General features: G+C 71.2%; 18 protein-coding genes. 9 read left to right on the top strand and 9 right to left on the bottom strand.

Annotated elements, in window-relative coordinates; genetic code table 11:
• Nucleotides 1-55 precede the first annotated feature (55 nt).
• Nucleotides 56-895, bottom strand: a complete 840-nt coding sequence (locus ACESMR_RS03650) for a tetratricopeptide repeat protein (protein WP_373045125.1) — start codon at nucleotides 893-895, stop codon at nucleotides 56-58.
• 420 nt (nucleotides 896-1315) lie between these two features.
• On the opposite strand from ACESMR_RS03650, the gene lon reads away from it, so the two are divergent.
• Both lon and cglD read left to right on the top strand, forming a co-directional pair.
• Entirely contained in the window at nucleotides 1316-3766 is a 2451-nt protein-coding gene (gene lon / locus ACESMR_RS03645) for an endopeptidase La (protein ID WP_373045124.1), read from the top strand.
• Between the two features lie 224 nt (nucleotides 3767-3990).
• Nucleotides 3991-8070, top strand: a complete 4080-nt coding sequence (cglD, locus tag ACESMR_RS03640; protein ID WP_373045122.1) for an adventurous gliding motility lipoprotein CglD — start codon at nucleotides 3991-3993, stop codon at nucleotides 8068-8070.
• Here the strand turns inward: cglD and ACESMR_RS03635 are convergent.
• Nucleotides 8067-8771, bottom strand: a complete 705-nt coding sequence (locus tag ACESMR_RS03635; protein WP_373045121.1) for a hypothetical protein — start codon at nucleotides 8769-8771, stop codon at nucleotides 8067-8069. The two genes, cglD and ACESMR_RS03635, sit on opposite strands and share 4 nt — an antisense overlap.
• 175 nt (nucleotides 8772-8946) lie before the next feature.
• On the opposite strand from ACESMR_RS03635, the gene ACESMR_RS03630 reads away from it, so the two are divergent.
• Genes ACESMR_RS03630 through ACESMR_RS03605 form a run of 6 tightly spaced genes read left to right on the top strand, consistent with a single transcriptional unit; the run spans nucleotide 8947 to nucleotide 16707 of the window.
• Nucleotides 8947-10047, top strand: coding sequence for a 6-phosphofructokinase (locus tag ACESMR_RS03630; protein WP_373045119.1), 1101 nt, complete (start codon nucleotides 8947-8949; stop codon nucleotides 10045-10047).
• Nucleotides 10048-10050: 3 nt separating this feature from the next.
• On the top strand, nucleotides 10051-11919 hold the full coding sequence (locus ACESMR_RS03625; RefSeq protein WP_373045118.1) for a serine/threonine-protein kinase: 1869 nt from the start codon (nucleotides 10051-10053) through the stop codon (nucleotides 11917-11919).
• Entirely contained in the window at nucleotides 11916-12827 is a 912-nt protein-coding gene (locus ACESMR_RS03620; protein WP_373045116.1) for a hypothetical protein, read from the top strand. Before ACESMR_RS03625 ends, ACESMR_RS03620 begins: the two co-directional genes overlap by 4 nt.
• 15 nt (nucleotides 12828-12842) lie before the next feature.
• Complete coding sequence (locus tag ACESMR_RS03615) at nucleotides 12843-14642, top strand: sigma 54-interacting transcriptional regulator (protein WP_373045115.1); 1800 nt, start codon at nucleotides 12843-12845, stop codon at nucleotides 14640-14642.
• Nucleotides 14639-15157 (top strand): hypothetical protein, encoded by a 519-nt coding sequence (locus ACESMR_RS03610; RefSeq protein WP_373045113.1) that lies wholly within the window; start codon nucleotides 14639-14641, stop codon nucleotides 15155-15157. Before ACESMR_RS03615 ends, ACESMR_RS03610 begins: the two co-directional genes overlap by 4 nt.
• Entirely contained in the window at nucleotides 15154-16707 is a 1554-nt protein-coding gene (locus ACESMR_RS03605; protein WP_373045112.1) for a carboxypeptidase-like regulatory domain-containing protein, read from the top strand. The genes ACESMR_RS03610 and ACESMR_RS03605 overlap by 4 nt, the downstream gene beginning before the upstream one ends.
• 197 nt (nucleotides 16708-16904) lie before the next feature.
• On the opposite strand, the gene ACESMR_RS03600 is transcribed toward ACESMR_RS03605, so the two are convergent.
• The 6 genes from ACESMR_RS03600 to ACESMR_RS03575 form a co-directional block, all read right to left on the bottom strand.
• Nucleotides 16905-18041, bottom strand: a complete 1137-nt coding sequence (locus ACESMR_RS03600) for a hypothetical protein (RefSeq protein WP_373045110.1) — start codon at nucleotides 18039-18041, stop codon at nucleotides 16905-16907.
• Complete coding sequence (locus ACESMR_RS03595) at nucleotides 18032-18628, bottom strand: thrombospondin type 3 repeat-containing protein (RefSeq protein WP_373045109.1); 597 nt, start codon at nucleotides 18626-18628, stop codon at nucleotides 18032-18034. Before ACESMR_RS03595 ends, ACESMR_RS03600 begins: the two co-directional genes overlap by 10 nt.
• A 543-nt stretch (nucleotides 18629-19171) precedes the next feature.
• A complete protein-coding gene (locus ACESMR_RS03590) occupies nucleotides 19172-19663 on the bottom strand; it encodes a hypothetical protein (RefSeq protein WP_373045107.1) in 492 nt (163 codons plus the stop codon).
• Nucleotides 19664-19763: 100 nt separating this feature from the next.
• A complete protein-coding gene (locus ACESMR_RS03585) occupies nucleotides 19764-20630 on the bottom strand; it encodes a tetratricopeptide repeat protein (protein WP_373045106.1) in 867 nt (288 codons plus the stop codon).
• 107 nt (nucleotides 20631-20737) lie between these two features.
• Nucleotides 20738-21313, bottom strand: a complete 576-nt coding sequence (locus ACESMR_RS03580; protein WP_373045104.1) for a hypothetical protein — start codon at nucleotides 21311-21313, stop codon at nucleotides 20738-20740.
• On the bottom strand, nucleotides 21310-21828 hold the full coding sequence (locus ACESMR_RS03575; protein ID WP_373045102.1) for a hypothetical protein: 519 nt from the start codon (nucleotides 21826-21828) through the stop codon (nucleotides 21310-21312). Before ACESMR_RS03575 ends, ACESMR_RS03580 begins: the two co-directional genes overlap by 4 nt.
• Nucleotides 21829-21951: 123 nt before the next feature.
• On the opposite strand from ACESMR_RS03575, the gene ACESMR_RS03570 reads away from it, so the two are divergent.
• On the top strand, nucleotides 21952-22590 hold the full coding sequence (locus ACESMR_RS03570; RefSeq protein ID WP_373045101.1) for a hypothetical protein: 639 nt from the start codon (nucleotides 21952-21954) through the stop codon (nucleotides 22588-22590).
• Here the strand turns inward: ACESMR_RS03570 and mutL are convergent.
• Entirely contained in the window at nucleotides 22587-24368 is a 1782-nt protein-coding gene (mutL, locus tag ACESMR_RS03565; protein ID WP_373045099.1) for a DNA mismatch repair endonuclease MutL, read from the bottom strand. The genes ACESMR_RS03570 and mutL overlap by 4 nt on opposite strands.
• Between the last annotated feature and the right edge of the window lie 70 nt (nucleotides 24369-24438).

The following is a 24438-nucleotide window of genomic DNA, read 5'->3' as shown; positions in this document are numbered from 1 at the left end:
GTCACCACGTTCGCCCCCATCGCGCCTGCATCCCGTGATGCGACGCGGATCGGTCTCACTCGAGTTCGTCCTTCACTTTGGGCACGAGCCGCTTCGCACGCTTGCGCACGAGCTGCGTCTCCGCGGGGTCCCCGCTGCCCTTCGTCGCCTCGATCGCTTCGAGGAGAGCAAGGCTCTCCTGCGGATTGCCCTCTTTCAACAAGGTTTCGGCGAGGTAGAGCTTCGCCCGCAGGTTGCGCGGGTGCTTCTCCACCACCTGGCGGAGGATGCGCTCCGACTCCTCGCCATCGTATTTCGGCCACGGCAGCTCGTAATGGTAACGCCCCATCGCCGTGGCGGGCCCGCCATCGTCGAGGTTCGGCGCCTTCTTCATCGCGACCCGCAGGTGGTCGACGAAAGGCCCCTCCACGCCCTGGGTGAGCGCCTTGAGGATGCCGATGGCCTGCCCGTAGGTGCCGGCGTTGATCGCGGCGTAGTAATGCCCCTCGGCGCCGCCCGGCTTTGCCTGCAAGGCCTCCTCGGCGACGTCCCAGCCCTGCTTCGCGAAGCGCTCTCGGTCGTCGTCCTCCGAGGCGATCTCGCCGCGCCAGAAGAGGCTGCGGCTCTTGCGCCAGAGGGTTTCGTAGCGCCCCGCCGCCAGCTTCTCGGCGGTGGCGAGGGCGTCGTCGGAGCGGTCGAGATTCCCGGCCTGGTGGCGGGCGGCGTAGAGCGCGTCCGCCTCCTTCCAGAGGGCGGCCAGCCGGGCCTCGACGTCCTCTTCCGGTGCGGGTGGTGTGGGAGCGGCAGGCTGCGCCGGTGGAGCCTCGGCAGCAGGCTCCGCCGCGACCGCGGCGACCGGGGCCAGAAGTGCATGGACGACCACCAGCGTGGCCAGCAGCGGAAAACGGTGGGTCATGGAGATCCCGAGCCGTACCATGGCCCCAATGCCCCGGCAACGAAGCGACATTGACAAGTCGTTCGGCGGACACACGTTGGTCCGACGACGCCTCGCGGCCTCCCTTCCTGCTCCCGGGCCCGACCCGGAGGGCTGCAGCGCTACCGCCTGCTTCCCGCAGCCCCCGCGACCACCGTCGAAGCCGCGCATCCGACGATCTCGTCGAAGGCGCGGCGCAAAAGAGCAGCGCCCGCCCCCCTGTCTGGTTGCCAAGCTGCGAACCGTGGCCATTTTTCGGATCAGCTGGGCAGAAGGTCGGTTTCTCCTCGCCGGATCTCCTCGGAGAAGCCGACGATGTCCACCGGCCAGCAGCGGAATGAGGACGGGCCAGCCCCCGGTTTCGGGGTAAGGGCGAAAAACCCTTCACGGAGCGAGACCTGCATGTCGGATGAAAACAAGAAGAACCCCACGCCCGGTATCGCGGGCATTCCGCCGGGGACGACGGAGGAGCTGCCGCAGGTCCTCCCGATTCTTCCGCTCCGGAATTCCGTGTTCTTCCCGGGTGGCGTGCTCCCGCTCGCGGTGGGCCGCCAGAAGACCATCGCCCTGATCAAGGACGCGGTGCGGGATGACCAGGTCATCGGTGTGGTGACCCAGCGCCGTGCCGAGGAAGAGGATCCGGGCGCCAGTGACCTGCACCCGATGGGTACGGTGGCGCGGATCGTGAAGCTGCTGAAGATGGGCGAGGACAACTACTCGCTCGTCGTCCAGGGGCTCTCGCGGTTCAAGATCACCGAGCTGGTGCAGGAGGCCCCCTACCTCAAGGCACGGATCGAGCCGGTGGAGGATCAGCCCCTCGGCGAGGACGTGGAGGTGGAGGCCCTCTCCATCAACCTGAAGAAGCTCGCCCGCGAGGTGATCGAGCTGATGCCGGAGCTGCCCGCGGCGGCCACCGAGCTCGTCGAGTCGATCACCCACCCGGGCCATCTCGCCGACCTGATTGCGGCGAACGTCGACGTCTCCATCGAGGAGAAGCAGCAGGTCCTCGAGACCGTCGACCTCAAGCAGCGGATGAAGCTCGTCCTCGAGCTCCTCAACCGCAAGCGGGAGATCCTCAAGCTCTCGAGCAAGATCGACAGCCAGGTCAAGGGCGAGATGTCCAAGACCCAGCGCGAGTACTACCTCCGCCAGCAGCTCAAGGCGATCAAGGAGGAGCTCGGCGATCTCACCGACGAGGAGGAGGAGGATCTCGACGAGCTGGCGGAGCGCCTGAAGAAGGTCGGCCTGCCGCCGGAGGTCGAGAAGGTGGCCCACAAGGAGATGAACCGCCTGCGGTCCATCCCCGCCGCCTCCTCCGAGTACACCGTCGCGCGGACCTACCTCGAGTGGCTCGCCGATCTGCCGTGGGCGAAGAAGACCGAGGACAACCTCGACATCGAGAACGCCCGGCAGGTGCTGGATGCCGACCACTACGACATCCAGAAGGTGAAGAAGCGCATCCTCGAGTACCTCGCGGTGCGCAAGCTCAAGAACGACATGCGCGGGCCGATCCTCTGCCTCGTCGGGCCTCCCGGCGTGGGCAAGACCTCGCTCGGCCAGTCGATCGCCAGGGCCATCGGCAGGAAGTTCGTGCGCCTCTCGCTGGGCGGCGTGCGGGACGAGGCCGAGATCCGGGGCCACCGCCGCACCTACGTCGGCGCGCTGCCGGGCCGGATCATCCAGTCGATGAAGAAGGCCGGCACCGTCAACCCGGTGATGCTCCTCGACGAGGTGGACAAGCTCGGCGCTGACTTCCGCGGCGATCCGAGCGCGGCGCTCCTCGAGGTCCTCGACCCCGAGCAGAACAACACCTTCAGCGACCACTACCTGGACGTGCCCTACGACCTGTCGAGGATCCTCTTCATCGCCACCGCCAACCAGCTCGAGCCCATCCCTGCGCCGCTCCGCGACCGCATGGAGATCATCGAGCTGCCGGGCTACACCTTCGACGAGAAGGAGCACATCGCCCGCCGCCACCTGATCCGCAAGCAGCTCAAGGAGCACGGGATCACCGAGGAGCAGGCGGAGGTCACCGACGCGGCGCTGGCGAAGATCATCACCGGCTACACGCGGGAGGCCGGCGTCCGCAACCTCGAGCGGCGCATCGCCGACGTTGCCCGCTCGGTGGCGGTGGAGGTCGCTTCGGGCCGCACCGAGAAGCGCCTCGTCGACGAGAACGACGTGCCCGACATGCTCGGGCCCGAGAAGTTCTACAACGAGGTGGCGGAGCGCACCGAGGTCTCCGGTGTGGCGACGGGCCTGGCCTGGACCGCTGCTGGCGGCGACATCCTCTTCATCGAGGCGACGCGCATGCCCGGCAAGGGGAGCCTCACGCTCACCGGCCAGCTCGGCGACGTGATGAAGGAGTCGGCGCAGGCTGCGCTCTCCTGGGTCCGGGGCAAGAGCCGCTTCCTCGGCATCGAGGGCAACTTCCTCGAGAAGGCCGACGTGCACATCCACTTCCCCGCAGGCGCCATCCCCAAGGATGGCCCCTCCGCCGGCGTGACCATCGTCACCGCGCTGGTCTCGCTGCTCACCGGCATCCACTGCCGCGGCGACACGGCGATGACCGGCGAGATCACCCTCCGCGGCAACGTGCTGCCGGTGGGTGGCATCAAGGAGAAGGTGCTCGCGGCCCACCGCGCCGGGATCAAGCGGGTCGTCCTCCCGGAGCGCAACCGGAAGGACACCATCGACATCCCCGAGCAGGCGAAGCAGGAGGTCGAGTTCCACTTCGTCTCCAACCTGGACGAGGTCCTCGAGCTCACCCTCGAGAAGACGCCCTTCGTGGAGAACCCGGCACCGGCGGTTCCCGAGGTGGGCGGCAACGTGACCCCCGAGGTGCGGGCGTAAGCGCCCCGCCCTGCGGCTGAAACGAAAGGCCTCCGGCAGCGCCGGGGGCCTTTCGCGTTCCTGGGCTGCCGCGGAAGCGCCCGTCGTGCTGCCCCGGCCCGCCGCCGCACACGGGCGCCGGAATCCCCACAGCGGCGCCAAATGCCTCCATTGCAGCATTTCGATCCGCCGTGTCAGGTTTGCGCCGAGGAGGCGTCCGGTGCCACACCGGGCGTGAGGGAACCATGGCACGACACGTTTCGGTTCTGGCGCTCGCGCTGCTGCTCGCGGCGGTCGGGTGCGGCGGCACTGGCAGCGGAGGCGCAGGCAGCGGCGCCGGCGGCACCGGGGCCGTCGGTGGGCCCGGCGGCGCCGGCGGGAGCGGTGGCACGGGAGGCAGCGGCGGCGCCGGTGGCAGCGGCGGCACCCAGCGGCCGCCCCCGAACCCGTCCGATCCCGCGAGCGAGACCAGCGACTGGGATTGCGACGGCCTCACCGACGCCGAGGAGTTCGGCACCGTCTACCCGCAGGGTGGCACCACCTCGCCGCAGAACCCCGACTCCGACGGCGACGGCATCCTCGACGGCATCGAAGCCGGCCGCACCGCGAGCGTGGACGATCGCTGCGACGGCTTCGCAGGCGACGCCGATCCGCAGACGGTGACCGATCCCTCCCGCCCCGACACCGACGGCGACGGGATCGTCGACGGTGCCGAGGATCGCAACGGCAACGGCAGGCTCGATGCCGGCGAGACCGATCCCCTCTCCCTCGACTCGGACGGCGACGGCCTCCCCGACGCCCTCGAGGACCTCGACACCGACGGCGAGCAGGATCCGGGTGAGACCAGCGCCGCGCGCCGGGACACCGACGGCGACGGTATCCCCGACGGCGTCGAGGACCGGAACCGCAACGGCAATGTGGATGCCGGCGAGACCGATCCCCGCAACCCGGACACCGACGGCGACGGCAAGAAGGACGGCGACGAGGACCTCAACTGGAACGGCGTCGTCGACCCGGGGGAGACCGATCCCCTCACCGCCGAGCCGGATCGCGACGGCGACGGCCTCCTCGACGCGGACGAGGTCCGCATCGGCACCGATCCCGACGACGCGGACACGGACGGCGACGGCATCCTCGACGGCACCGAGGAACGGAACGGCGACGGCACCGTCAACGCCGGCGAGACCGATCCGCTCTCGCCCGACACCGATTGCGACGGCCTCGGCGACGGCGAGGAGGACGCGAACCGCAACGGCCGCATCGACGCCGGCGAGACCGATCCCCGCGCCCGCGACACCGACGGCGACCTCCTCTCCGACGGCCTCGAACGTGGGCGCACCACGTCGCCCCACGCGGCCTGCAGCTTCGTCGGCGACGCGGATCCCTCCACCACCACCGATCCCCTGCTGGTCGATACGGACGGCGACGGGATCAACGACGGCATCGAGGATCTGGACCGCAACGGCAGGATCGACGCCGCCGATCGCGACACCGATCCGCGCAACCCCGACACCGACGGCGACGGCCTCCTCGACGGCGCGGAGGATCGCAACCACAACCACCGAGTCGACACCGGTGAGACCGATCCCCTCGTGCCGGACGTGGACAGCGATGGCGACGGGATCACCGACCCGGTCGAGACCGGCGTCACCGGTACCGATCCGAACCGTGCCGACACCGACGGCGACGGGCTGCCCGACGGCCTCGAGGATCGCAACCAGGACGGGCGGGTGAACCTCGGCGAGACCTCGGCCCTCTCCGCCGACACCGACTGCGACGGGATCTCCGACGGGCAGGAGGACGCGAACCGCAACGGCGTCGTCGACGCCACCGAGACGGATCCCACCCGCGCCGACAGCGACGGCGACGGCCTCCTCGACGGCGTCGAGCTCGGGCGCACCACCTCGCCCGATCCCGCCTGCGCCTTCGCTGGCGACGCCGATCCCACCACCACCAGCGACGCGCTCGATCCCGACACCGACGGCGACGGGATCCTCGACGGCGCCGAGGATGCGAACCGCAACGGCAGGGTCGACGCCGGCGAGCTCGATCCCCGCAACCCGGCGGATGCGACCCCCACCACCGTCGCGGCCTGCAGCACCCAGAATCTCGCGCCGGTGACCCTCCACGTGGAGGCGGCGGCCGACGTGCTCCTCGCCACGCGCCCCAGCTACACCGAGGTGGCCACCGTGCAGAGCGGCGGCGCCGCCGTGGGCAAGATGGTCTTCGCCCCTGCGGGCGCCGGCCAGCCCGATCCGATGGCGGCCTTCGCGGTGGTGAAGGCGCCTGCAGGCGCCGACGCCATCGCCGAGGAGCAGGCGGTCCGCGCCCTCTTCGGCGGGATCTCCTCGCCGGTGCTGCAGCCCTTCACCACCTGGGACGGCTACCCGGCGGTGCGTGCGCTCTACGATCTCTCCGGCACCGGCGATCTCAAGGCGAAAGCCCGCAGCCTGATCGGATCGATCGTCCCCGGTGCCACCGGCCTCCTCACCGGCACCGCCGGCGCGAACGGCCCGTTCAAGCTCCAGGTCGAGTACGTGGTCCGCTCGCCGAACCGCGCGGTGGTGGTCGCCTCGCTGGTGCGGGCGAGCGCCTTCACCGGCGACAACGTCTGGCGCCTCGACGACGTGGCCAACGGATCCGCGCTGGGGCAGGCGCCGGACGGCACCAACGTCGCCTGTGACCGCTTCCAGACCGCCCCCTGGCCGAAGATCGACTTCCTCTGGGTCATCGACAACTCGGGCTCGATGGACGACGACCAGGCGGCGCTCTCCGACGCAGCCACCGCCATGGGCCAGCAGCTCGACGGCGCCGCCGTCGACTGGCGCATCGCGGTGATCACCACCGACCTCGACGAGCGCGGCACCGGCTCGGGCCGGCTCGCCGACTTCACCACCGACATCGCCACCTTCCGGCAGGCGGCCTCGCCCGGCACCAGCGGGAGCGGCAGCGAGAACGGCTTCGCCCCGGTGCGGTGTGCGCTGGAGGGCGGCTCGAACTGCCACACCTCGGTGCGGAGCGGCTACTTCCTGCCGGCGACCGCGGGCCGGGCGGACAAGCTCCGTCCCGACGCGACGCTGGTGGTGGTCTTCGTCTCCGACGAGCCGGAGCAGTCCGGCGGCACCGAGTCCTCCTGGACCCAGTACTTCACCGACTGGGACGCTTCGCGCGCAGGCGACCAGACCGCGATCCTCACCGGCATCCTCACCTGCCAGGCGCAGCACAACGCCGGCTGCAACGACGTGGCGCAGGCGGAGCGTTACCACCGCGTGATCAACGGCATGGGCGGGATCATCGGCGACCTCGCCAACCTCCAGGAGATCTCCGCCACCATCAACACGCTGGTGAACGCGGTGATCGGCTCCACCTCGCGGCTCGAGCTCTCGCGCCCCCCGATCTCCGCCTCCCTCAAGGTCGCCGTCGACGCCGCGGGCCTCATCGCAGCGAGCGGCCCGGGCTGCAACGCCGGCGACGTGCCCCGCAGCCGCAGCCACGGCTTCGACTACGACGGCGCCTTCAACCGGATCAGCTTCTACGGCGATTGCCGGACCGAGAGCGCGGTGGTTGCGCCGGTAGCCGTGAGCTACCGGACCTGGCTCGATCGCTCGCCGGATCCGGACGGTACCCCCGAGCCCTGCGGCGGCTGCGAGGCGCCGGAGATCTGCAACCCGGTCACCGACCTCTGCGAATGCCCCGCCGATTGCGGTGGCAACCCGCCGGGCCCGAACTGGACCTGCGACACCGCCACCTGCACCTTCGCCTGCCCGGCGGATTGCGGCGGCGGCTGCGGCGGACAGCGGAGCTGCGACCCCTCGGCCTGCGGCTGCGAGTGCCCGGCGGATTGCGGCGGTCCCTCGCCAGGTCCCGGCTTCGTCTGCGACCAGGCGAGCTGCAGCTGGACCTGCGACGAGACGTGCGGTGGCCAGCCCAGCCCCGGTGAGAACTTCGTCTGCGACAGGCAGAGCTGCACCTGGACCTGCCCGGTGGACTGCGGCCAGCCCTTCACCGGCGACAACCGCCAGTACTGCGACAGGCTCACCTGCACCCTGGGCTGCGCGCCGGATTGCGGCGGCGCCTGCACCGGCAACACCACGTGCAACCCGGACGCCTGCGCCTGCGAATGCCAACAGGCCCAGAGCTGCGCGCCCGGCTTCGCCTGGGACGACGCCTCCTGCAGCTGCGTCTGCGACGCCGGCGCTGTCGAATGCACCGGCAACCGCACCGTGAATGCGGACACCTGCGCCTGCGAATGCCCCGCCGACTGCGGCGGCTGCCCCACCGGCGTCTGCAACCGCACCAGCTGCACCTGCATCGAGTTCGGTTAAGCGCCCCGCGGGCCCCGCTTGCTCCGCGGGGCAGCGTTCCGCCGCGCCACGTGCGCCGCCGCCGCCCCGCCCACCAGCGAGGCGGCGGCGAGGAGCCAGAGCTCCGGGCCCGGCGGCTCCAGCGGCGGCCCGATCGACTCGACGCTCCGCACCACCGCGGCGAAGGCGGGCTCCAGGGCTCCCAGCCCCTCGGTCGGTGCAGAGAGGGCGACCACCAGCGTCTCTCCGTGCAGCGGCAGGAAGGCGAGGAGCAGGCCCCGCTCCTGCCCCGCGAGCTTGTAGCGCGCTGCGAGCTCGACCCCCCCGCCCGCGGCCTCAGCCCAGAGCAGGCGCAGGTCCACGCCGAGGGCCTGGCTGGCGTGATCGAGCGCCGCCCTGGCGAGCCGGTCGCGGGATCCCGCCCGGTCGTCGAAGGGGGCGGCGATCCGCGAGAGGGTGAAGGTCGCGTCGGGCTCCCGCAGCAGGGAGAGGAGCAGGGTCCGCGGCGCCCCGGGCACCCCGGGCGCCAGCGCCCCGGTCTCCTCGCCCACCAGATCCAGCGGCGCGAACCCCGCCGGCGGCCGCACCGCCAGCCCCGGCAGCTCGAGCCTGGGCCCGAGCAGCGCCGCCTCCCCGAGGGCGGGACGGAGCACGTCCGCGCCCGCTGCCGCAGGCAGCGCCGCAGCGAGGAGGAGCGCGAGGGGAAGGAGCCGCAGGTGCATGGAGCCATGGAAACACGGCTGCCCCCGGAAGCGGAATGGCCGGGAGGCACCCTGACGCGAATGTCACGGTTCCCATTGCCCCAGCCTTCCCGCCGGGCCTAGAATGCGGCCTTCTTTCGCGGGCCCCCCGGCGCTGGCACCGGGGGCGGTGGTTCATCCACCCAGGGGCGGGCTCATGGCGAAGCGCATCGGAGTGCTCACGGGCGGCGGCGATTGCCCCGGCCTCAACGCCGTGATCCGGGCGGTGGTCAAGTCGGCCTGCGGCCTGGGCTGGGAGGTCGTCGGCTTCGAGGACGGCTTCACCGGCGTGGTGGAGGAGCGACTCACGCCCCGGGTCCTCGATCTCGCCGCCGTCCGCGGGATCCTCGATCGCGGCGGCACCATCCTCGGCACCTCGAACAAGGCCAATCCCTTTCGCTACGCGGTCCACCGCGGCGACAGCTTCGTCGAGGCCGATCTCTCCGACCAGACGATCGAGCGGCTGCATCGCCTGGGCGTCGACTGCCTCGTCTGCATCGGCGGCGACGGCACGCTCAAGATCGCCCACCAGCTCGCGCAGAAGGGCTTCCCGGTGGTGGGCTGCCCGAAGACCATCGACAACGACCTCTCCGACACCGACGTCACCTTCGGCTTCGACACCGCCCGCTCCACCGCCACCGACGCCGTGGGCAAGCTCCACACCACCGCCGAGTCGCACGACCGGGTGATGGTCCTCGAGGTGATGGGGCGCGACACCGGCCACCTCGCCCTCCACGCGGCGATCGCCGGCGGCGCCGACGCGGTGCTCATCCCCGAGGTGCCCTACCGGATCGAGCCGGTCTGCGAGATGATCCGCAGGCGCAGCGCCCGCGGGCAGACCTTCTCGATCGTGGTGGTGGCGGAGGGCGCGGCGCCGGCGGGCGGCACGCAGGCCGTCGCCGAATCGGCTGCGGCGATCCCGGGGCGCGGCGTGGTCCGCCTCGGCGGCGCCGGCAAGGTCGCCGCGGATCTGCTCTCGCAGCACGTCACCGACCACGAGATCCGCGTCACCGTCCTCGGGCACCTGGCCCGGGGCGGCATGCCCACCGCCTACGATCGCCTCCTCGGCAGCCGCTTCGGCTGTGGCGCGGTGGAGCTGATCGAGCGGGGGCAGTTCGATCACATGGTGGCGCTGCAGGGCAACGACATCGTCGCCAGGCCGCTCTCCTCCGCCTCGGTCACCCGCTTCGTCGACGTGCAGGGCCAGCTGGTGCGCGACGCACGCAAGCTCGGCATCGTCTTCGGCGACGAGAGGTAGACCTTGGTCGCCCGCCGCATCGACCGGTACCAGATCCTCGAAGAGGTCGGCAGCGGCGGCATGGCCGTCGTCTACAAGGGGCTCGACACCTCGCTGCAGCGCGAGGTGGCGATCAAGGTCCTCCACCCGCACCTGGCCAGCCGCGAGGAGAGCCGGCGGCGCTTCTCCCGGGAGGCCCGGGCGGTGGCGCGGCTGCGCCACCCGAGCATCGTGGAGATCTACGACTTCTCCGGCGACGAGGCCCGCGAGGCCTTCATCGTCACCGAGTTCGTCGCCGGCCGCACGCTGCGGGTCTTCGGCGACGAGGTCGGGTTCTTCCTCCCGGAGATCGCGGCGCTGGTGGTGGCCCGCCTCGCCGAGGCCCTCACCCATGCGCACGAGGCGGGGATCGTCCACCGGGATCTCAAGCCCGAGAACGTGATGGTGCGGGCGGACGGCGCCCTCAAGCTCATGGACTTCGGCATCGCCCGGATGACCTCCGGCGACGAGAAGATGACCATGACCGGCGCCCTGGTGGGTTCGCCGCTCCACATGGCGCCGGAGATCATCGAGGGGCGCGAGGCTGGCGAGGCAGCCGACGTCTTCGCCCTGGGGACGATCCTCTACTGGATGGTCACCGGGAAGATGGCCTTCGCCGGCAACAACACCACCCAGACCCTGCGGCAGATCCTCGAGGGGCAATACGTCGACCCGCGGCTGGTGGCGCCTGCGTGCTCCGACGAGATCGCCGCCCTGATCGAACGCTGCCTGCAGCGTGAGCCCGCGGCGCGGCCGGCGAGCATGGCGGAGCTCCACGCGGCGCTGGAGCCGATCGTGGCCCCGCTCGGCGGGGAGCGGATCGACGAGACGCTGCGGGCCTTCTTCCTCGATCCGGCGGCATTCGCCGAGGCGGCCCGGCGCCGCCTGGTGGAGCGGCTGGTGGCGGAGGGTGAGGCGGCGCTGGCGGAGAAGCGTCCCGCGAGGGCCCTTTCGCTCTTCAACCGGGTGCTCGCCCTCGACGAGGGGAACGCTCGGGTGCACCGGCACCTCGGCGCGATGCGAAGGCGGCGGCAGCTGCAGAAGCGCCTGCGGATCGGCGCCCTCGCGCTCTCGGGACTCCTCGCCGTCGGCGGCGGGGCCTTCGCGCTTCGCTCCCTCGACGTGGAGGAAGCTGCGCCTGCTCCAGCGCCGCCCCCGGAACCGGCACCGGCACCTCTTCCCGCCGAGCCGGTCGCCGCCGCGCCGCCGGAGCCGGCGGTCCCCGCGCCGCCGCCGGAGGTCGAGGCGCCGGCGGCCCCGGCCCCGAAGCCGAGCGCGCCGAAGACGGAAACGGAGCCCCGGCCCGAGCCGAAGCAGCAGCCTGCCGAGCGCCCGGCCCCCGCCCCGGTGGTGATGCAGCGGGTGCAGCTGCGCTGGGTCCCCCAGGGCGCGAGCCTCTACATCGACGGCAACCGGATCGAGACCGTCGCCCCTGCCTGGAGCGGCGAGCTCCCCGCCGGCGAGCACACCTTCGCCCTCGCCCACCCCGCCTGCTGCCAGCCCTGGGAGGAGATGGTGGTGCTGCGCCCGGGCGACGAGACCCTGCGCCGCAGCGTCGCCCTCGCGCCGCTGGAGAGCGGCTGGTTCGAGATCGAGTGCGAGGAGCCCGAGGCCGAGGTCTGGTTCGAGGGCACGTTCAAGGGTACGGTGGCGCAGGTGAATGCACGGGGCGGCGTGCCCGTCGCCTTCTCGAAGGACGACCCCGGCCGCGACCGCTACGTGAAGACGGTGCGCTTCCAGGTGCTGCCGCCCCGGGGCCGGACCGGGCTCGCTGCCGCGAGCGGCGAAGTGGTGGTGCGGGCGGGCCAGAAGGCGCGCACGCAGCGGGTGTCGTTGGAGGCCCGGGATCCTTGAAGGCTTTCATCCTCACCCTGCTCGTCCTTCTCGCCCTGCCGCTGGCGGCATCCGCCGATTCCGACGCGGATCTGCGCCGGGCCAAGGACTACTTCGAATACGGCGCGTACGATCGGGCCCGGGACATCGTCGAGGAGCTCCTCGAACAGAACGTGCTCGCCAGCGACGATCAGCTGATCGAGGCGAACCGCGTGGCGGGCCTCGCCTGGTTCTACGGCGACAGCACCGAGCGCCTCGCGAAGGCGGAGCGCTATTTCCTCCAGCTCCTCTCGATCGAGCCCGAATACCGGCTCGATCCCTTCTTCACCCCGCCTGCTGCGGTCCAATTCTTCGAAGAGGTGAAGGCGGTCCACGAGGCACAGCTCGCGCCGATCCGGGAGCAGCGCCGCCTCGCCAAGGAGGCGCGCCGGGCGGAGGAGGAGGCGCGGCGCCGCTTCCTCGAGGAGCAGCAGCGCGGCGGCAGCGGCGGCCTCGCCGGCGCCCACGTGGAGCGGCACAACTTCGCCCTCGTCTTCCTTCCCCTGGGCGCCGGCCAGTTCCAGAACGGCGACGACGCCACCGGTATCGCGCTCGCCGCGGTGCAGATCGTGGCGGGCCTCACCTCGGGCCTGAGCTACCTCGCCATCGAGAACATGCGGGACGACGGCGGCTTCTCCGGCAACGAGGTGGGCACCGCCCAGACCCTCGACGCGGTGAAGTGGGCCTCCGCCGCGGTCTTCTACGGCGCCTGGGGCTACGGCATCGCCGACGCCTTGATCCACTACGAGTCGGAGGTGGTCCGCCCCTCGGTGCGGCCCCTCGGACAGGCGCGGCCCCGCGCCCCTGCAGCCACCGGCTCGACCACCCTCTCGCCGCAGGTCTCCGTCCACCCCGACGGCGGCTTCCTCGGCCTCGGCCTCGATTTCTAGTTGCGGAGCTTCCCGATGCCTTCCCTCACCCTGCGACTTCCGGACGGCACCACGCGCACGGTGCAGCTGATCAAGCGGATCACCACCGTGGGCCGCTCCGCCGACAACGACGTGGTGATCGCCGATCCCTCCGTCCCCGCGTCGGCGCTCCACCTGCAGATGGCAGGCGACGCCTGCAACGTGGTGGCCCTCGACGCCGACTTCTTCTTCAACGGCAGGAAGAAGAACGAGGCGGTGCTCCGCAGCGGCGACGTGCTCGGCGTCGGCGGCGCCGAGCTCCTCCTCGAGGACGAGGCGGCGGCGCAGCTCGCGCCGGCGAAGGGCTTCTCCGCCGAGGCCCTCGCTGCATTCCGGCAGATCCACGCCTTCTCCGAGCGGCTCCTCGGCGACTACGAGATCGAGCAGGTCCTCGAGAACCTGATGGACGCGGCGATCGAGGTGGTGAACGCCGACAAGGGCTTCCTCATCCTCTTCGAGGGGAGCGAGCTCCGGGTGAAGGTGGCCCGCAACCTCGGCAAGCAGAACATCGAGGACGCGATCGAGCGCGTCTCCGACTCGATCGTCGCCAAGGTGGTGAAGAGCAGAAGGCCGCTCATCGTCTCCGACGCCCTGCACGACGCCGAGTTCAACTCCGCCGCCAGCGTGGTCAACCTCAAGCTCTGCAGCGTGATGTGCGCGCCTCTGATGGAGAAGGGCAACCTCTTCGGCCTGATCTACGTGGGCAACGACAGCGTGGTGAACCTCTTCGAGGAGCACAGCCTCGACCTGCTCACCATCTTCGCGGCGCAGGCCTCGCTGCTCCTGCGCAACGCCCTCCTCGTCAACGAGCTCAAGCTCGACAACCGCGAGCTGCGCAAGGCCCTCGACGATTCGCGCTACGGCGAGATCCTCGGCGCCTGCGCGGCGATGCGGGACGTCTACCGGAAGATCGACAAGATCGCCGGCACCGACATCTCGGTGCTGGTCACCGGCGAGACCGGCACCGGCAAGGAGATGCTCGCCCGCGAGATCCACCGGCGCTCCACCCGCAAGAACGGCCCCTTCGTCGCGATCAACTGCGGCGCCATCCCCGAGAACCTGCTGGAGAGCGAGCTCTTCGGCCACGTGAAGGGCGCCTTCACCGGCGCCGTCGCGTCCCGGGTCGGCCGCTTCCAGGCGGCGAACGGCGGCACCCTCTTCCTCGACGAGATCGGCGAGATGCCGGTCCACCTCCAGGTGAAGATCCTCCGGGCGCTGCAGGAGCGCACCGTCACCCGCGTCGGCGACAACCGCGCCGAGCCGGTGGACATCCGGGTGGTGGCAGCCACCAACAAGAACCTCGAGGAGGAGATCAAGCGGGGCAATTTCCGCGAGGATCTCTACTACCGGCTCAACGTGGTGAACCTCCACCTGCCCCCGCTGCGCGAGCGCGGCGAGGACGTGGTGGTGCTCGCCCGCTTCTTCCTCTCGCTCTTCTCCCGGGAGTTCGGCGCGAAGACCCGCGGCTTCACCCCCAACGCCACCATCGCGATGAAGAAATACGCGTGGCCGGGCAACGTGCGCGAGCTGGAGAACCGGGTGAAGAAGGCGGTGGTCCTCGCCGACCGGGCGCTGGTCTCCGCCGACGATCTGGAGCTGCGCCCCGAGAACCTCGACCCGATCATGCCCCTGCAGCAGGCGAAGGAAGAGTTCCAGAAGCGCTACATCAACGAGGTCCTCGAGCGGAACGGCGGCAACCGCACCAAGACCGCCAGGGACCTCGGCGTCGATCCGCGCACCATCTTCCGCCACCTCGAATCCGAGCGGCAGGGCGACGAGGACGGGGACGATCGATGAGACGCCTCGCGCTGCCGCTCCTCGCTTCGGCGCTGCTCGCCTCCGGCTGCCTCGTGCCCCAGGAGATCGAGGAGATGGAGCCGCCGCGGGTCGGCAACGCCGCGCCGCGGATCGTCCTGCTCTCCCCCGACTCGACCCGCGTGGTGATCTCGCGCCACTGCCCCACGGTGACCTTCGCGCTGGAGGGGATCGAGGATTTCGACCGGGAGGACAGCCTCGAGATCCGCTGGTTCGTCGACTACGGCCCCGACCGCACCGTGCCGTCGCGGGTGGCCACCATCCCCGCCTCGCCGGAGATGGTCGACGGGATCCGGCCGGGGCCCGCGGAGGCGTTCGTCGTCCGCCCCAACAACTGGGTGCAATACGGCCACGTGCGGATCGAGGCGGTGGTCTCCGACGGCTTCGATCCCGATCCCGAGGCGGAGCCCGCCAACCGCGCGGTGCTCGCCGGCAAGGATTGGGACCTGGCCAGCTGGGACCTGATCGTCACCGACGAGAGCTGCCCGCTCCTATGAGAACGCTTCTCGTCCTGCTCCTGCTCGCCTCGAGCGCCTGCGCCGGCGCGGTGGGCTCGGAGTGCGAGCTCGACGAGGAATGCGCCGAAGGGCTCACCTGCTTCGCGCAGACCTGCCAGCAGCTCGGCGAGCCCGGGGGCACGCTCACCTTCGAGGTGGTGCCGCAGCCGGGCACGGGCCTGCACGCCGCCACCTTCGCCATGGGCAGGCAGCCCCTGCGCTTCGGCTTCTGCGCCCCGGAGGCGATCGCGGGCACCGTCGAGGCGGAGGCGACGGTGCTGATCCATGGCACCCCCGCGGGCCTGCCGGGGCAGGTGCGCCACTTCCAGCAGCAGGTGGACGGCGACTTCACCCTAGGCCTACCCCCCGGCACCTGGACCCTCGAATTCCTCCTCGCCCCCGGCGAAGACGGCCCTCCCCCGCCGCCAGAGCGCCGCGCGGTGCAGCTCGCCCGCTGCGAGACCGAGCCCCTCGGCCTCGTCGCGACGGCGGCGGCAGCGGGGCTCGCGCGTTTTGCCGTGCTCGTCGATCCGGTGCGCGATCCGCGGCCCCGCTGCGGTCTGCTCGCCCGGATCCACGATCCCCTCACCGGCGCGGCCCTCTCCCAGACCCTCGCGATCGAGCACGAGGAGGGCGCGCCCTGCACCACGCCTGCAGGTGGCTGGGCGCTCCCCTTCGCCGCGCCGAGCGGCGGCGAGATCGAGCTGCGCCTCGTCCCCGCTGCAGGCGCCTACCCCACCGTCGCCGAGAGGGCGGTGCTCCTGCCCGCGCCCGACGACGACGTGATCCACGAGGTCGGCGTCGGGGAGGCGGCTGTGCTCGAGCGGATCACCGTGGAGGTGGCGGGGCCCGACGGCGCGCCGGTCGCCGCCGCCACGGTCCGCGCGATCCCGCTCGTCGAGCCGGGCGCAGATCGCTTCGAGCCGCCGCCAGCAGCGGAGATCGCCACCGGACGCTACGAGCTCTGGCTGCTCCCCGGCAGCTACCGGATCGAGGCGGAGCCGCCGCCCTTCGTCGCCGCGGCGACCGGCCGCTGCCTCGCGCCGCCCGAGGGCGGGCCCTGCGACGAGGTGGCGATCGTCGAGAGCGGCGCCCCCGCCAGCTACCGGATCGATCTGCAGCAGCAGCTCGTCCTCACCGGCCGCGTCGCAGCGCCGGATCGCACCAGCCTCGGCGGCGCGCGGATCCGCGCGCTGCCTGTCGAAGGCGGCAGGTGGGCGGAGACGGTGAGCGCGCCCTCGGGGCGCTACGAGCTCCAGCTCGATCCGGGCCGCTACGAGCTGCTCGTGATCCCGGCAGACCCCGCAGCGGCGTGGCGGCGCTTCGAGCAGGAGAGCCCGCTGCTCCAGAGCGGCACCCTCGACCTGCAGCTGCCGGAGCCGGCGCGGGTCGTGGGCACCGTGGTCGGCACCTCCGACGGAGCGGCGGTGCCCCTGCCCCGGGCGGTGGTCCGCGCCTGGCGGGTCGACGGCGACGAGGCGAAGGTGGTCGGCGAATCGCTCACCGACGCAGCGGGCCGCTTCGGCCTCGCGCTCCCCGCAGACGATTGAGCCGATTCGCCAGTCAGAGCGACGAGGGGAGAGCGCGAGAAATTGCCGGGTGCGTACGAGCCGTGCAGGGCAGCGATCTGCGCCTGCAGCGTCTCGAGCTCATGCTCGACCTTCTGGGCGTGGTCGCGCCACGCGCAGTCGTGGTCGGAGGGCGGTGCGACCGACCACGCTGCGAATCGGCTGGGCGCAGCCGGGGTCTACCCGCAGCCGGGGACCTCGGAGCCGGTGCGACGCATCGTCAGGTCGAGGTGGTACACCCGCTGCTCTTCCGCGCTCGGCTGCTCCACCACGAGCCGCCAGTCATCGGCAGCCAGCGCGGTCGGTCCCACGAGCCCCTCGCGAAAGACCTGCAATTCCTCCCCCCTCCGCACCTGCATCCGAATCTGGCCCGCGTCGGCGGGCTCTTTCTCGACAGCCGGTTGCATCGCGTAGAAGACCGTGGACGAGTCGGCCGCCAGCGATGCTCGCCCCCGATTCTCCCACCCCACCAGCGTCGTGGCCGTTCCGTCCGGCGCAATCTCGAGCAAATCTCCGTAGGCCGGGATGTAAAGGTCGGTGCGGATGGGCCCCCGCAAATCGACATACAGATACCCGTCCACCGAGAAGATGGACTGAGCCTTCAGTTCGGGATTGGTGCTCACGGCCTCGTGGAGATCGAGCACCTTACCCTTGCGATCGAAGCGGTACAGAGCATCACGCCCCCAACTCTGGAGATAGACGTAGAGCTGCTCTCCGTCACCGAGCATGTTCACATCTGCCTTCGTTTCGGGAAACGCGTGAAACTCGGTCCACGTCCCTTCCCGAGACAGCGAAGCAATCACCGTATCGTCGTCACGCAGGTATTGGGCAAGAACGCCATCGCCCCAGGCCTCGAGGCTGAAGATCAACCAGTCCTGCTCCGACAACCGTGACGGTTTACCTCCATCCGGCCAGTACCAGACTTCCGACCACTGACCGACGATCGGACGAGGGCCGCCATCCCGCGGCTGGTCTCCCCAGATGCGGTCACCCACGTTGAAGTACAAGCCCGAGCCGCTCGAAGTGATCTCCGTCACCGTGCCCGACTCCGGCACGAATCGCTCGACGGAGAGATCGTCGACGGAATAGCGGGCGACCGACATGTAGGGTGCACCGTCCTCACGGTAGGCCCCCTGCAGCGCGTAGACGAAATCCCGGGACAGCTCGAGTTCGACCGAGAGGAAAGCCGACGTCGCGAGCCGCACGGTGCCCGAGCGGCCACAACGCGCCGGCGGCTCGTCGTTGATGCAAGCAGCGTTGACGAGGAGGAGACCCAACGAAACCGACAACCGCGTGTTCACTCGGCTCAGGGACATGAGTTGCCTCCCGCACGCTCCGCGAACGCGCTCGGTCCCGCTTCGGCACCAAGGCGAGCAGTCAGCATCGCCTGATCGCCCGCGGTGACCAGGCCGTCCTCATCGAGATCGCCAACCGCGCACGACTCGTCTCGCGACGGATTGTGGTATGGCGAGACCTCGTTCGCGTACAAGGCAAAGCCGATGCAAGCCTGCATGAACGTCGCGTCCGCCGAGTCCACGCTGCCGCTTTCGTCGAAGTCCGGATCACAAGCGTTGCCGATGCCGTCTCGATTCGAGTCGAGCTGCTGAGCATTGGCGGTACAGGTGCAGTTATCAAATGCATCAGGAATGGTGTCACCGTCGTAGTCGACCAACGAGCTCGGAGCCGTATCGAACGGCGATCGGATCAGCTCAATGCTCCCGATTGAGCCGCTGCTGATCGGAAGGGCCACCCGGACCAGGTTGCCTCGAATCGAATAATCGACCGGTAGGAAGGGCGCTGCGACCGACCACTCCCCCAATAGCGACGTACCGGAGTAGAGCCGAACGACTGGGCCGGTTGCCGAAACAGACGCCGCCCAGAAGCCACTGCTACCGCCGGCCACGCGGGCTTCGATCCTGAAAAGCAGCCGGCACGCTCGCATGCCGGCCAACCGCAGAGCAGATTGCAGAGGCGAGTTGGCGGAGGGCAATCGAGATGGAGTCGGCATCGCAGTAGCTCAGGAGGCACCTCGTCAGGAGGCACCTCGTCAATCCGTGCTTCGACTGCCTGCTAAGCCTCGGGGTCCTCGGCAAATTTTGTCAAGGGGGCTCTCACGGTATGCATAAGCGCTCGCGCTTCCTACAGCCCGCGTCGTACCGCAGCGCTTCGCTACAGCGGCGCCACAGCCGTCAACCCAACCTGGAGGCACGCGTCGTCCTCGCCGGGTAGCACGACGAAAACGCGTGGGCGAGTGATGCGCGAAAGCGCTGAGCGAGGCGAAGAGCGCCTCGCGCAATACGTGACCGATTACCTGAACGAGAAGCTCGGCGAGCTCACGCTGCAGCAGGCAAACGCCAGGCTGCGCACGGAGCGGGAGGCGGAGCAGGCCACGTATGCCGCGCTCCAGCGCAAGGCGCTCGAGCTGGGCCGGGACGCCTTCGGCTGGCTAGCGGATCTGGCGGGCCTCCTCGATGGCGCCGGCGGCGTCGTCGAGGGAGGGGCCGAGATGCCGGGCCCAGTGGGTGGCGGTGATGGCGGAGAGGTCGAGGGTGCGGATCACCGCGCCGAACGCCTTTTGTGCCGCCCGGGCCTGGTCGGGGCTGCCGCCCTCCGGCTTCTTGCAGCGGGCCCGGGCCTCGAGGAGCCGCGCGCGGTAGGCGACCGACCACTGCTCGAAGGCGGCGCCCTCCGCCGCAGCGGAGTCCGCGTGGGGGAAGGAGCCGAGCCTGGCGAGGAGCTCGTCGTGGAGCGCCGCCGCCCGCTCGACGCAGGCTGCAGCGGAGAGGGGCGCGAGCTTGCGGGCCGGGCGGATCTCGGAGATGCCGCCCCACACCCCTGCGGCGAGGAGCGAACCGAAGACCACCGCCACCACCATGTGGATGCCGGTGAAGACGCGGCGGTAGATCCGGAACTGCTTCGGCTTGGTCTCGGCGCTCACGGCGCGCAACCTAGAAGGCAATGGGTCCGGTGGTCAACGACTTCCCCGACTTCCCCGCCTTTCCCGCCCAGGGGGCCTGGGCGGGGCCCGGCGGGGCGGATCACTCCGCCGCCGCCTTGCGCAGCCGCGAGAGCCTGCCGCGCATCGGCCGGTAGAAATCGCTGGCGGGGTAGTTCTGGATCCCCTCGCGGAGCGCGGCCTCGGCCTTGTCCTTCTGGCCGAGCATCTCGTACGCCTGGCCGAGGAGGAGGTAGGCGTAGTCCTTGTTCTTGCGCCCCTTGGCCTTGTCGACGAAGCGCTGCAGGTTCGCTGCGGCCACGTCGTAGGTCTGGTTCTCGATCGCGGCGGAGCCCAGGTAGAAGGCGTAGTCGTCCGCCTCCGGGTGCTCGGGCCAGAGGGCCATCGCCTTGCCGATCTCCGCAGCCGATTCCTTGTAGTTGCGGCGCAGGTAGGCGGTGCGGCCGGCGGCGTACTTCTCGTCGGCCAGGGACTGGATGATGGCGCGGCCCCGATCGTCGAGGGCCCGGGCCTCGAGGCGGGAGAGCCTGGTCTTGTCGACCTGCGCCAGCTGCATCGCCGCCTGCTCGCGCTCCTCCGCGGTGCCGGCGTCGAGCTTCAGGTAGGCGGCCAGCGCCGCCTTGGAGCCCTCGCGGCTGGCGTCGAGCTCGGCCTTGGCCGCGGTGGCCGCAGCGGTCGCCTCGGCGGCGGTGACGGTCAGGGTCTCGATCTCGCTGCGGGCCTGGGCCACGTAGCCCTGGGCGCCGAGGATGCCGACGGTGGCGGCGAGGGCGGCGAAGGCGAGGTAGGCCACGCCGGAGGAGACCCACTGCTTGCGCTCGAAGGACTCCTGCTTCTTGGCCATGACCTTGAGGTCGGAGCCGAGGTTCTTGAGCAGGTTGTCGTTCTTGATCACGAGGTTGCGGGCCTCGACGATCTCTTTGCGGATCTCCGCGAGCTCCTTCTCCATCGACCTCTCCGGCAGTTCGCTGCGGTGTTGAGAATTTGAAGTTCACCGCGCAAACGCTCGGAAAGCAAGCGTTTCTTCCCGCGGCGAGCGCTGAGGGCGCTGGGCCTTCAGAAGCCGCGCTTCGGGATCGGCTCCCAGCGGAAGTAGAGGCCCGCGCGGGCGAGGATGCCGCCGGCGTCTACCGTGCCGAGGGCCGGGTCCTCCGCCCGGGCGTAGAGGTAGCCGCCGTCCAGCCAGAGGCCGACCGTGTCGGAGAGGTCGGCCTGCAGCCCGGCGGTCGCCTGCAGCGCGTAGGGCGTGTGCTCGCGGTAGCTCGGTCCGTCCACGGTGACGAGGGCCTTGCCCACGCCGGCGTGGAGCACGGGGCGGAGATCGAGGTGCGGCAGCGGGGTCCAGCTGAAGCGCAGGAGGAGCGGCGCGCCGAGCAGATCCCAGGTGCCGCTCGCCCCCTTCGCCTCGGAGAGCGAGCCGCCGATGTCGATGCCGATCTCGAAATTCGCCTCCGGCTTGAAGCCGAAGGAGAGGCCGAGGGCCGGCGCCACCGGGGCGCCGTCGAAGCCCTTCGGCGCCGGGGCGAAGCGGGCGGTGGGCAGGATCGCCACCGTGCCCTCGCGGGCCAGCGAGCGGGCGCCCGCCAGGCCGGGAAGCGTGAGGAGCGCCGCTGCGAGGAGGAGGCGCTTCAACGGATCTCCCAGCCCTTGCCGCTGGCAGGGGTCCAGGCGAGGACCGGGGCGCCGTGGGGCTCGCCGCGGGAGCTGGCCGGCGCCGGCTGCGGGGCGCTCGGCGGCCTGGAGGCTGCCGGGGGCTGCTGCGGCGGTGCCGGCGGGGGCGGCTCGGCCCGCGGCGCCGTCGAGGCAGCGGCGGCGGCGGCGGTGGCCACGGCGTGGCGCTGCTCGGCGCTGGGCGGGGCCGAGGCGGGATCGATGGCATAGGCGGTGGGATCGAAGCCCCGCCGCGCCAGCTCCACCTCGAGCAGCTTCACGTAGGCCCGCATCTCCGCCAGCGACTGCTCGCGCTCCATCAGCCGGCGGTAGAGATCGATGCGCCGCTCCTTCTCCTCCACGAGATCCTCGTGGAGGCGGAGCAGGGAGCTCATCGCCTTTTCCGCGTAGGAGGAGGGGACCATCGCCTCGCGCCCGGCTGCTGCTGCGGGCCGGTCGAGAGCGCGAACCTCGTCGTCGTGGAGCTTGTCGGCCATAGGCGGCGGAGGGTGCCCTCGCGACCGGCGCCGGTCAAGGAGGAGCCGGCGGGCCCCTGCCTGCCCGGCCGGATCGCCAAAGCCGCTGTCCTTTGCCGCCCGATGGAGTATGACCCACTCCCGATGGAGAGCCGCCCGACCGCCCGCGCCCCGCGTATCACGCTCGTCCTCGGCATCTGCGCCGTCCTCGGCGCGATCGGCTTCTCGCTCGGATTGGGGATGGTCCTCTCCTGGCGCGAGCCGATCCCCGAGGCGGGCCTGCCCGCCTTCTTCCCCGAGGCCCCTCCCGGCGAGGAGGCGGCGTGGGAGGAGATCAAGGCGATCTTCGAGCGGCTCGGGCGCGTGCAGGAAGAGGTGATGCGCCGGGCCCGGCCGGTGCTCAACGCCCTGGGCGCGGTCAACGTCGTCGCCTCGGCGGGGCTCTTCGCCGGCGCCCTCGCCGCCAGGCTCCGCACCGCCTCGGGCCTGCAGCTGCTGCGCACGGGGCTCGTGCTCTCGCAGGCCTACGCCTTCCTCGCGGTGCTGGTCCACGGCTGGGTGCAGCTGCAGCTCTACGGCGCCTACCGCACCGGCTTCGCGGAGCAGCTGCAGCAGACGGGGACGGTGCGCGAGTTCGCCCTCGCCGCCCTGGTCTCCCACGTGCTGGTGGCGATGCTCTGGGCGGGCTTCTTCCTGGCCCAGCTCGTCTTCTACGGCTGGGCCCACCGCTGGACGAAGCGCCCGGCGGTGCAGGCGGCGCTGGCGCCCCTGCCCCGCGATTAACGCCTGCCCGCCCGCTTCTCCAGCTCCGCCAGCGACATCTCCGCCACCACCGGCCTGCCGTGGGGGCAGCTCCCCGAGGCGACCGCCGCGTCGAGGGCCCCGAGGAGCGCCTTCGCCTCGTCCTGGGTCAGCGCCTGCTCGATCCGCGAGCTGCCGTGGCAGGCCACCAGGGCGAGGAGGCGCTGCACCACGTCGTCGAAGCGCTCGGCCCCGGCGAGCTCCCGGGCCAGATCGCCGAGGACCCGCGGGTATTCGCTCCCCACCAGCGCCGACGGCACCGCCTTGAGCGCGAAGGTGGTGCCGCCGAAGGGCTCGAGCTCGAAGCCGAGCTGCGCCAGCTGCGGCAGCCACTCGATGAGCACCCGCGCGTCCGCGATCCCGAGCTCCAGGGTGGCGGGAAAGAGGAAGGGCTGGCCCGCGCTCTCCCCCTTCGCCCACGCCTCCCGCAGGCGCTGGAAGGTGATCCGCTCGTGGGCGGCGTGGCGATCGAGCACCACCAGATCCCCCGCCGGCGATTCACAGACGAGGTAGCCGCGGGCGAGCTGGCCGATGGCGCGCAGGGAGGCGAAGAAGCCCGCCGGCTCCGTGGCGCCTGCAGCTTCCGCGTCGCCGGCCCGGGGCCAGAGCGCAGCAGCCGCCTCGCGCACGCCCTCGCCCGCCTGCAGCGCGGAGGAGGCGCCGGCCCGGGCCCTGGCGTGCCAGTCGAGGACGGGCTGCGGCGAGGCGGGCACCTCGTAGTGCCGCGGCGCCGGAGCCGACGAGTTTCGCGCGCCCTTCGCCTCGAGCCAATCGGCGGTGCGCACCGTCTCGGAAATCGCGCGGTAGATCGCCTCGTAGGCCCCGCGCGGATCGGAGAAGCGCACCTCCATCTTCTGCGGGTGCACGTTCACGTCGACCTGGCCCGGCGGCATGTCGAGGAAGATCACCGCGCTGGGGAAGCGGCCGTCGGGCAGCACCTCGGCGAAGGCCCGCCCCACCGCGTGGAGGAGCTGCCGATCCCGCACGAAGCGGCCGTTCACGTAGGTGTAGATGGCGCGGTTGGTGGGCGCCGACCACTCCGGCGAGGCGACGTGGCCGCGCACCGCGAAGAAGCCGTGCTCGTGTTCCACCGGCAGCAGGTGGGGGAAGACCTCCTTGCCGATCGCAGCGGCGATCCGCTCCCGCACGTCGGTGGAGGCTGGCGACTGGAAGACCATCCGCCCGCCGGAGCGCAGGGAGAAGCCCACGTCGGGCCGCGCCAGCGCCAGGCGGATCAGCGCCTCCGTGGCGTGGCCGGACTCCGTCTCGGCGCGCTTCAGGAACTTCCGCCGGGCGGGCACCGCGTAGAAGAGGTCGCGGATGGTGAAGGAGGTGCCCCGCGGCGCGCCGGCGGGCTCGCAGAGCTGCAGGGTGCCGCCCTCGATCTCGATCCGCGTGCCCTCGAGCGCGTCGGGCTCCCGGGTGATCAGGGTGAGGCGCGAGACCGAGGCGATCGCCGGGACCGCCTCGCCGCGGAAGCCGAAGGAGGCGATGGAGAAGAGCCCTTCGGCATCGCGGAGCTTGGAGGTGGCGTGGCGCTCCAGCGAGAGCAGCGCCTCCTCCCGGCTCATGCCGTGGCCGTCGTCCGCCACCTTGATCAGCTGGCGGCCGCCGTCTGCGAGCTCGACGTCGACGCGGGTGGCGCCTGCGTCGAGGGCGTTCTCGACCATCTCCTTCACGACGGAAGAGGGCCGCTCGACCACCTCGCCTGCAGCGATCTTGTTGACGACGTCGGCGGAGAGGACACGGATGCGGGACACGGCGGCGGAGGGTACGTAGGACCGCTCCCGCAGGCAACCGGTGTTGCTTGACGGGGCTTTCGGGCGGACC

The organism is Vulgatibacter sp., assembly GCF_041687135.1.
Classification (GTDB): Bacteria; Myxococcota; Myxococcia; order Myxococcales; family Vulgatibacteraceae; genus JAWLCN01.
This window is presented reverse-complemented; position numbering and strand designations above follow the sequence as displayed.

Excerpts from the sequence above, each read along its gene's own strand:
- ACESMR_RS03650 (WP_373045125.1), bottom strand. The coding sequence starts at position 895 with ATGACCCACCGTTTTCCGCTGCTGGCCACGCTGGTGGTCGTCCATGCA.
- lon (WP_373045124.1), top strand. The coding sequence starts at position 1,316 with ATGTCGGATGAAAACAAGAAGAACCCCACGCCCGGTATCGCGGGCATT.
- cglD (WP_373045122.1), top strand. The coding sequence starts at position 3,991 with ATGGCACGACACGTTTCGGTTCTGGCGCTCGCGCTGCTGCTCGCGGCG.
- ACESMR_RS03635 (WP_373045121.1), bottom strand. The coding sequence starts at position 8,771 with ATGCACCTGCGGCTCCTTCCCCTCGCGCTCCTCCTCGCTGCGGCGCTG.
- ACESMR_RS03630 (WP_373045119.1), top strand. The coding sequence starts at position 8,947 with ATGGCGAAGCGCATCGGAGTGCTCACGGGCGGCGGCGATTGCCCCGGC.
- ACESMR_RS03615 (WP_373045115.1), top strand. The coding sequence starts at position 12,843 with ATGCCTTCCCTCACCCTGCGACTTCCGGACGGCACCACGCGCACGGTG.
- ACESMR_RS03610 (WP_373045113.1), top strand. The coding sequence starts at position 14,639 with ATGAGACGCCTCGCGCTGCCGCTCCTCGCTTCGGCGCTGCTCGCCTCC.
- ACESMR_RS03605 (WP_373045112.1), top strand. The coding sequence starts at position 15,154 with ATGAGAACGCTTCTCGTCCTGCTCCTGCTCGCCTCGAGCGCCTGCGCC.
- ACESMR_RS03600 (WP_373045110.1), bottom strand. The coding sequence starts at position 18,041 with ATGTCCCTGAGCCGAGTGAACACGCGGTTGTCGGTTTCGTTGGGTCTC.
- ACESMR_RS03585 (WP_373045106.1), bottom strand. The coding sequence starts at position 20,630 with ATGGAGAAGGAGCTCGCGGAGATCCGCAAAGAGATCGTCGAGGCCCGC.
- ACESMR_RS03575 (WP_373045102.1), bottom strand. The coding sequence starts at position 21,828 with ATGGCCGACAAGCTCCACGACGACGAGGTTCGCGCTCTCGACCGGCCC.
- ACESMR_RS03570 (WP_373045101.1), top strand. The coding sequence starts at position 21,952 with ATGGAGAGCCGCCCGACCGCCCGCGCCCCGCGTATCACGCTCGTCCTC.